Annotated in this window: 7 protein-coding genes; 6 read left to right on the top strand and 1 reads right to left on the bottom strand. The window is 63.1% G+C overall.

The genetic code is table 11. The annotated features are described in order from the left end of the window. Window positions 1-285: 285 nt before the first annotated feature. On the bottom strand, window positions 286-1,218 hold the full coding sequence (locus tag HMPREF2656_RS01405) for a 1,4-dihydroxy-2-naphthoyl-CoA synthase (protein WP_070815628.1): 933 nt from the start codon (window positions 1,216-1,218) through the stop codon (window positions 286-288). 76 nt (window positions 1,219-1,294) lie between these two features. Here HMPREF2656_RS01405 and HMPREF2656_RS01400 point away from each other — a divergent pair, with 76 nt between their 5' ends. The 6 genes from HMPREF2656_RS01400 (at window position 1,295) to HMPREF2656_RS01375 (ending at window position 7,812) form a co-directional block, all read left to right on the top strand. Then, window positions 1,295-2,470 (top strand): AAA family ATPase, encoded by a 1,176-nt coding sequence (locus HMPREF2656_RS01400; RefSeq protein ID WP_070569774.1) that lies wholly within the window; start codon window positions 1,295-1,297, stop codon window positions 2,468-2,470. A gap of 53 nt (window positions 2,471-2,523) precedes the next feature. Further along, complete coding sequence (locus tag HMPREF2656_RS01395; protein WP_070815627.1) at window positions 2,524-3,486, top strand: o-succinylbenzoate synthase; 963 nt, start codon at window positions 2,524-2,526, stop codon at window positions 3,484-3,486. A gap of 62 nt (window positions 3,487-3,548) precedes the next feature. Next, window positions 3,549-5,129 (top strand): SLC13 family permease, encoded by a 1,581-nt coding sequence (locus HMPREF2656_RS01390; protein WP_070815626.1) that lies wholly within the window; start codon window positions 3,549-3,551, stop codon window positions 5,127-5,129. A gap of 64 nt (window positions 5,130-5,193) precedes the next feature. After that, window positions 5,194-5,721: a hypothetical protein gene (locus tag HMPREF2656_RS01385; RefSeq protein ID WP_070421753.1), complete on the top strand. Its 528-nt coding sequence runs from the start codon at window positions 5,194-5,196 to the stop codon at window positions 5,719-5,721. A gap of 4 nt (window positions 5,722-5,725) precedes the next feature. Beyond that, window positions 5,726-7,363: a 2-succinyl-5-enolpyruvyl-6-hydroxy-3-cyclohexene-1-carboxylic-acid synthase gene (gene menD / locus HMPREF2656_RS01380; protein ID WP_070815625.1), complete on the top strand. Its 1,638-nt coding sequence runs from the start codon at window positions 5,726-5,728 to the stop codon at window positions 7,361-7,363. Next, window positions 7,363-7,812 carry a DUF3592 domain-containing protein gene (locus tag HMPREF2656_RS01375; protein WP_070815624.1) on the top strand — a complete coding sequence of 150 codons (450 nt, stop codon included), beginning with the start codon at window positions 7,363-7,365 and terminating at the stop codon, window positions 7,810-7,812. The genes menD and HMPREF2656_RS01375 overlap by 1 nt, the downstream gene beginning before the upstream one ends.

Here is a 7,812-nt window from a genome sequence, read left to right as displayed (position 1 = left end):
ATCGCGCCTGGTCAGAAATCGCCCCTGACAGATTCTGCAGAATCTGTCAGTGGAAGAGGGGGCCGGCGAAAATAGTTCCCGTGGTTGGGCCGGGATGTGGAACTTTCTTGCCTCCCAAGACAGCCGACCTGGGAGAACGCCGCCGCGGTGGAGCCAAAAACCCGAAATAGTTCCCGAGCGGGGAACTATTTCGGGTTGAGGGGGCCGCCGGGCGGTCGGCCCGCACCACCGTGCCGGGCCGCAGGGCGGTCGGCCCGGCAAAGTACCGCCGTACCCCCAAGAAACCTAGTAGTAGAAGGGGAAGTCGTCCCAGCGTGGCGGGCGCTTCTCCAAAAACGAGTCGCGGCCTTCGACGGCTTCGTCGGTCATGTAGGCCAGGCGGGTGGCTTCGCCGGCGAAGACTTGTTGGCCCATGAGGCCGTCGTCGACAAGGTTGAAGGCGAATTTGAGCATGCGCTGCGCGGTGGGGGACTTGCCGTTGATTTCGCGGGCGACCTGGATCGCCTCTTCTTCCAATGAAGCATGCGAGGCAACGATGTTGACCGCGCCCATGCGCTGCATCTCCTCGGCTGAGTAGGTGCGGCCGAGGAAGAAGATTTCGCGGGCGAACTTCTGGCCGACCATCTTGGCTAGGTAGGCGGAGCCGTAGCCGGCGTCGAAGGAGCCCACGTCCGCGTCGGTTTGCTTGAACCGGGCTTCCTCGCGTGAGGCGATGGTGAGGTCGCATACGACGTGGAGTGAGTGTCCGCCGCCGGCTGCCCAACCGTTGACCACGGCGATGACCACCTTGGGCATGGTGCGGATCAAACGCTGCACCTCGAGGATGTGCAGGCGTCCGCCCTCGGCCTTCACGCGCGCCTCATCGACGGTTTCGGCGGTTTCGCCGCCGGCGTACTGGTAGCCGGAGCGGCCGCGGATGCGTTGGTCGCCGCCGGAGCAGAACGCCCAGCCGCCATCCTTCTGCGAAGGCCCGTTGCCGGTCAGCAGCACCACGCCTACCGACGGATCGCGCCGGGCGTGATCCAACGCGGTGTAGAGCTCGTCCACGGTGTGGGGGCGAAACGCGTTGCGCACCTCGGGGCGGTCGAATGCGATGCGCACGGTGCCGTCGGCACGCGTGTCGCCCACGTGGCGGTGGTAGGTGATGTCCGTGAAATCGAAGCCCTCGACCTCGCGCCACTGGCTGGGGTCGAAGGGCTGGGCGGTGGAGTACTGCATGGGGGTAATCGTACTCACGCGTCCGCTTTATACCTCTTTATAACTAGCCCAACCTATAAAGAGGTATAAAGAGGCTATGGTTCAGCGCAGTCCGTACACACCTGGCGTGGTGGCCTCCACCATTTATGGCAGAGACCAAGTTCTTAGGGAGGCGAAGCGCGAGCTTTTCTTTATGGCTCATGATCCTGGGCTGATGGGGCAGGTGAAGGTCTACGTGGGACCCCGCGGCATAGGAAAGACCAGCTTGCTTCGAGCAGTTGAAGCAGAAGCTAAGGCTGAAGGCTTTGAAACCGCCTGGATTACAGCGGGGGACCGGCCACTTTTCAATGCCCTTTTGGACAAAATCGGCGAGATTGCTCGCAGCTGGAAGGATGAGGCTGGAGAAAAGCTGCTCGGGCTGTTGTCGTCGCTGCGGGTTGAAGCGTTTGGTGTTTCGGTTGGAGGATCTCAACCAGTTGAAGGCCCGAGGCCAGATGCGTCGGGATATGGAGACCAAATGCAGCGCGCGCTTGTTGATGCAGCGGAAACGATCCGGGGCAGGGCTAGTGGAATGGTTGTTTGTATTGACGAGATTCAGTCGGCTGATGCAGATGGCCTGCGCTCGCTTGCGTACGCGTGGCAGCAGATGCAGGCAGAAAATGCTGAGCTCCCTCTCGCCATCTTTGCAGCTGGGCTCAGTCATAGTCAGGATGTGATTACCGATGCTGTGAGTTTTGCAGAGCGCTTTAGTTATGTGCATCTTGAATCTCTGGACCGAGAACACGCTGAGGAAGCATTAGTACAACCGGCGAAGAAGAAGGGCGTGAATTGGTCTCCGGCCACGCTCCAGGAAGCTGTCCGTTTAGCAGGCGGCTACCCGTATTTCATTCAGGTTGTAGGCGATCTGGTGTGGCAAGCGGCCGATTTTCCGGACCCTGGCACTTTTATTGGCCTAGCAAACCTCAAACATGTAGCGGATCGATTCCAAGAAACTCAGTTGACCATGTTCCGCTCCCGGTGGCACAAAGCTACCGACGTGGAGAGGGAATTCATTAGCGCAATGGCTGAGGATCTAGAGCCACAGGTGAAGCGAGGCGATATCGCCGAGAGAATGGGCCGACCTACAACCGGAATCAGCATGGTCCGTAGATCTTTGCTTGACAAGGGATTAATCGAGGAAAGTGGTTTCGGCTACTTGAGGTTCACTGTTCCGGGGTTCGCCGAATTCGTGAGAAACGAGCGGGGCGGGCAGGAGCGTGAGGCTCGTGGTTGACGTTTTATACCTCTTTATAACTACCCCAACCTATAAAGAGGTATAAAGCACCCATGACCCCATCCGTTGACGAGATCCTCGAGCGCGCCCACGTTGTCGCGCTGCCCATGGCTGTGAAGTTCCGCGGCATCACCACGCGTGAGGCCTTGCTTATCGACGGCCCCGCCGGCTGGGGCGAATTCTCCCCATTCATCGAATATGCACCCGAGGAGTCTGCCGCCTGGCTGCGCGCCGGGCTGGAGGCGGCGTTCACCGGCCTGCCGGAGGCCCACGGCACTGTGGAGGTCAACGGCACGATTCCCGCGGTCGAGGACGTCGAGCCTGTGCTCGCGCGCTACCCGGGGGTTAACACGTTCAAGATCAAGGTCGCTGAGCCTTCGCAGTCGCTTGACGACGACATCCGGCGCGTCACCGCCGTCCGTCGCCTCCGCCCCGACGCGCGTTTGCGTGTCGACGCCAACCGTGGCTGGACCGTCGACCAAGCCGTCGAAGCGGCGGAGAAGCTCGGCGAGTTGGAGTACATCGAGCAGCCGTGCGCCACGGTGGAGGAACTTGCGGAGGTGCGCCGCCGCACCAGTACGCCGATTGCTGCGGACGAGTCGATTAGGCGTGCTGCCGACCCGTACCGCGTGGCTGAACTGAACGCGGCGGACGTGGCGGTGTGCAAGGTCGCCCCGCTTGGGGGAGTGGCCAGCCTGGTCACCATCGCGCGCGACCTGCACCTCGATGTCACTGTCGCTAGCGCCTTGGATACCGCTGTTGGGATGGATGCGGGGTTGATCGCGGCGAAGCTCACCGGTTCGCGTGCGGCGGGGCTGGCAACCCAGCGCCTGTTCGTGGAGGACGTTGCGGAGCCCCGCGTCATGGAAAACGGCGAACTTGCTATCACCCGCACTACCCCCGATCCGGAACGCCTCCACGGGCTTCGCGCCCCAGGTGAGCGCAGGGATTGGTGGTTCGCCAGGGTCCGTGCGTGTATGGCTGTGCTGGAGCGGGATCCCTCTTTCCGGGTGTAATTGTCCGATTTCTTGTTGCATTCGCGTGTGGGATCCGGGGGCAGTCGGCTAATCTTTCGCCCATGTCGACTCCCGTGATGCACGAATCTGCCTCGCTTTCAGAAGGCGACCTGGCAAAAGCGCCCGAACCTGGCGAGTGGCGCCGCCAACTTATCGGCCTGATCACCGGTGTGGTGCTGGCTGTTTTGGTGTATTTCTTGTTCCCTGCCAACGCTGCTGAGACGGTGTTGCAGTCCTCCGGTGCGAAGGAGGGGGTGGAGTACTCCGCGGACACGATGCGCATCGTCGCTGCCACCACTGTGTTGATGGGTGCGTGGTGGATGACGGAGGCCATCCCGCTGGCCGCCACCGCCTTGGTGCCGATTGCGGTGTTCCCGATCGCAGGTGTGGCCCCTTTTAAGGAAGTGTCCTCCCCGTACGCTTCGGCGACGATCTTCCTGTTTATGGGTGGCTTCCTCATGGCGCTGGGTCTGCAGCGTTGGAACCTGCACCGCCGTCTGGCTCTGGTGGTGGTCAAGATTGTGGGTACTTCGCCGAAGCGCATCATTTTGGGTTTCATGCTGGCCACCGGCTTTATGTCCATGTGGGTGTCTAACACCGCGACTGCTGTGGTCATGCTGCCGATTGGTACGTCGGTGCTCATGCTGACCGCGGACACGGTTGGTGGCATGAAGAACCAGAAGAAGTTCGCTACCGCGCTCATGCTTGCTATCGCGTACTCGGCTTCCATTGGCTCCCTGGCAACGCTGATCGGTACTCCGCCGAACGCGCTGCTGAAGGGCTACATGGAGGAGGCCCACGGCATCGTTATCGGTTTCGGTCAGTGGATGCTGGTCGGCCTGCCGGTCGCGGTTGTGTTCACCTTCATTGCTTGGTGGTTGCTGATCACGGTGTTCAAGCCGGAGGTAGACACCATCCCGGGTGGCAAGGAGCTGATCGACGATGAGATTAAGAAGCTCGGTGCATGGACCTTCCCGCAGGTTGCTGTGGGCGTGATCTTCCTTGTCGCCGCGCTTGCCTGGATTTTCATCCCGCTGGGCCGCAATCACTTTGGTTGGGATTTCCCGTACGATGACGCGATCGTCGGCATCATCGCCGGCATGCTCATGTTCATCATCCCGGGTACCTCTGACGGCAAGCGTCTGTTGGATTGGAAGACGGCGAATGAGATGCCGTGGGACGTGCTGATGCTCTTCGGCGGCGGTTTGTCTCTGTCGGCGATGTTCACCGCAACCGGCCTGTCCCTGTGGATCGGTGAGAAGGCGAAGGGCCTGTCCAGCTTGCCGATGTTCCTGCTCATCTTCGCCATCGCTGCGCTGGTGCTGCTGCTGACGGAGCTGACCTCCAACACCGCAACGGCTGCGACCTTCCTGCCGATCATGGGTGGTGTGGCCGTTGGTATCGGCCTGACCGAGGCGACCGAGATGAACGTTCTGCTGCTGGCTATCCCTGTTGCGCTGTCTGCAACGTGTGCGTTCATGCTGCCGGTGGCAACTCCGCCGAACGCGATCGCTTACTCGTCCGGTTACGTCACCATGGGCGAGATGATCAAGGGTGGTGTGTGGCTCAACGCGATTGCGTTGGTGCTCATCTCCCTGGCTACGTACTTCATCGCAGTACCTGTGTTTGGGCTGGTGCTCTAGGAGCATTCTGCTTATCGACGACGCGCCCCGGCAGTTCTCCTGCCGGGGCGCTAGTCTATTTGCCATGGATAACGAGACGAGACAGTACGGCCGTCCAGGCGACGAGCCGCAGCGCCCGCGCCCGAGGCAGTACTTCCCGGACCAGTCCGAACAACAGGCCCAGTACGACGATCAGTACTACCAGCCGCAATACCAGCAGTACGAGCCCCCGTACGAGCCCCAGTATCAGGAGCCGTACCAGCCGGAGCCGCAGAAGGGCTCGAGTGCCGCGTCGATTGCGCTGGGTGTGTTCGCAGCGTTGGCGTTCATTGCAGCTGTGGTGCTGTTTTTCCTGTGGCAAGGGGCGGCAGCGGATGCCAAAAAGCAGCCGTTGACGGAGACGGTCACCCAGACGACCACCGCGACGGAGACCACGACTACGACGACGACGAAGTTCCCGTCGATCTTCCGCGACCGCGAGGAAGCAACCTCGATGTTGCCGCCGGAGCCGCTGCCGGATGATGTTGAGATCCCGCGCGATGTTCGGGACAGTGCCCGCGATATTCTCGACCAGATCCGCGACGGCGCGGACCAGTTTCTCCAGGAGCAGTAGGTAGATGGCAACGGCTATGGAATTGGCTACGGCGGTGGCGGGGGTCGTCGCAAAGCATTGCACTGATGTGGTGATGAGCCCGGGTTCGCGCAACTCGCCGCTGGCGTACGCGCTGCTCGCGCGTCGCGACATCACGGTGCATATGCGTATCGACGAACGCTCCGCCGCCTTCACCGCCCTCGGCCTCGCACGCGTGCAGCGCCGACACGTTGGCGTGGTGATGACCTCGGGCACGGCGGTGGCGAACGCGTACCCGGCGATGATCGAGGCGCATATGTCGCACACGCCGCTTGCCGTGATCAGCGCCGACCGCCCGGAGCGCCTCGTGGGCACCGGTGCCAGCCAGACCATTTGGCAGCAGGGCATCTTCGGCCGCTACGCAGAAACCCAACAGGTGGCGGACGTGGCGGCAGCTGAGGCGATCTCGTTCGACGCCAGCCAAGTACACGTCAACGTTGCGCTGGACACCCCGCTCGTGCCAGACGCGCTGCCGGAGCCGGTTGGCGAGCCGCGCCGGGTCGGCCCGGGCGTCCTCGCACGCGGTGCGCTCGCAGGCTCGCGCACCGGGTTCGTCGACCATGGAGTCGTGGACATCGACCTGACCCGCGACACGCTGGTCATCGCCGGCGACGAGGCCTGGGAAGTACCCGGCCTGGAACACGTGCCCACCATCGCTGAGCCGACGGCGCCGACCCCGTTCCACCAGGTCCACCCGTTGGCTGCGCGGTTCTTCGCGCAGTCGGAGGTGGCCATCTCCCACGACGGGGGTGACTTCGCCGCGTCCACCAAGCCGGAACAGGTCGTTGTGGTGGGGCACCCGACGCTGCACCGCGACGTCATGGCGCTGCTGGCGGATCCGGACATCACAGTCATTGGCCTGTCGCGCACGGACACGTTTACCGGCCAGCCGGATCTGCGCGGCTCGCGCGTCAACGCCACGGGCCAGCCGACGGATACCTGGATCAAGATCTGTGAGGCCGCTGGCGAGGTCGGCGCCGACACTGTGCGCCAAGCCCTTGCGGAAGAGCAGTTCGGCTTCACCGGCCTGCACGTCGCCGCTGCCGTGTGCGACACCCTCGCGGTGGGCGACACGATGGTGCTCGGCGCGTCGAACCCGGTGCGCGATGCCTCCTTTGTCGGCATGCCGTTCGACGGCGTGGACACCTACGCCGCCCGCGGTGCCGCGGGTATCGATGGCACCGTCTCCCAAGCTGTCGGCATCGCCCTTGCCACCCAGGCACTGCGTGCGGACGAGATCCGCGCACCGCGCACCGTCGCGTTGCTGGGCGATCTGACGTTCCTGCACGACATCAACGGTCTGCTCATCGGCTCCGACGAGCCGCGCCCCGGCAACCTGACCATCGTGGTGGCCAACGACGACGGCGGAGGCATCTTTGAAACCCTCGAGCCAGCAGCGGAGCCGGTGCGAGACGTCTTTGAGCGGGCGTTTGGGACGCCGCATGGGGTGGTCGTCGAGAAGCAAGCGCTCGCGTATGGGGCGAACTACCGCCGCGCCGAATCGCTTGCAGAGCTGCACGAGGTGCTGCTTGAACTTGAGGCCCAGCCCGACGGCATCACAATTGTGGAGGCCGTGACCACCCGCGAAACCCGCCGCGCGCTCGCGCAGCGACTGGCCAAGTAATGCGCTGGCGCAGACGCGCACACCAAGCCGTCATGGCGCTCTACGGATGCGCCGTGCTCGGCTGCGTTGCCATGGTCGCAGGGCCCGCGCTTCACGACGCCCAAATCCACGCCAACCCCGGCCGCGGCGTCGCCACCGTCACCGACCAAACCCGACTCCGCACCTACGTGGAGTACGAAACCGAAGACGGCCGGCTCGTCTCACCGCGCGACGGGGTGCTCTATCCCGCCGGGCTTGGCCCCGGCCAGCAGGTGTGGGTGACCTACGCCAAGAACAACACCGAGCTGGTCAAGGTGGAAGGCCGCGGGTGGGCGCTCTCGCTCATCCCCGCCCTGTCGGTGCTGGCCGTGGCGACGATTATCGCCGCCCTGGCCTGGCTCGCCGTAGGAAAAATTCACGTCCGGTTCAGCCGGAATTCGACCGAAGTTTCACGTCAACTGGGAGAGTAA

The organism is Corynebacterium sp. HMSC034B08, from assembly GCF_001835805.1.
In the GTDB taxonomy this organism is placed as follows: Bacteria; Actinomycetota; Actinomycetes; order Mycobacteriales; family Mycobacteriaceae; genus Corynebacterium; species Corynebacterium coyleae.
This window is presented reverse-complemented; position numbering and strand designations above follow the sequence as displayed.

Bases quoted from the DNA above. Each gene is read 5' to 3' on its own strand.
- menD (WP_070815625.1), top strand. From the start codon at position 5,726: ATGGCAACGGCTATGGAATTGGCTACGGCGGTGGCGGGGGTCGTCGCA.
- HMPREF2656_RS01405 (WP_070815628.1), bottom strand. From the start codon at position 1,218: ATGCAGTACTCCACCGCCCAGCCCTTCGACCCCAGCCAGTGGCGCGAG.
- HMPREF2656_RS01385 (WP_070421753.1), top strand. From the start codon at position 5,194: ATGGATAACGAGACGAGACAGTACGGCCGTCCAGGCGACGAGCCGCAG.
- HMPREF2656_RS01395 (WP_070815627.1), top strand. From the start codon at position 2,524: ATGACCCCATCCGTTGACGAGATCCTCGAGCGCGCCCACGTTGTCGCG.
- HMPREF2656_RS01375 (WP_070815624.1), top strand. From the start codon at position 7,363: ATGCGCTGGCGCAGACGCGCACACCAAGCCGTCATGGCGCTCTACGGA.
- HMPREF2656_RS01390 (WP_070815626.1), top strand. From the start codon at position 3,549: ATGTCGACTCCCGTGATGCACGAATCTGCCTCGCTTTCAGAAGGCGAC.
- HMPREF2656_RS01400 (WP_070569774.1), top strand. From the start codon at position 1,295: ATGGTTCAGCGCAGTCCGTACACACCTGGCGTGGTGGCCTCCACCATT.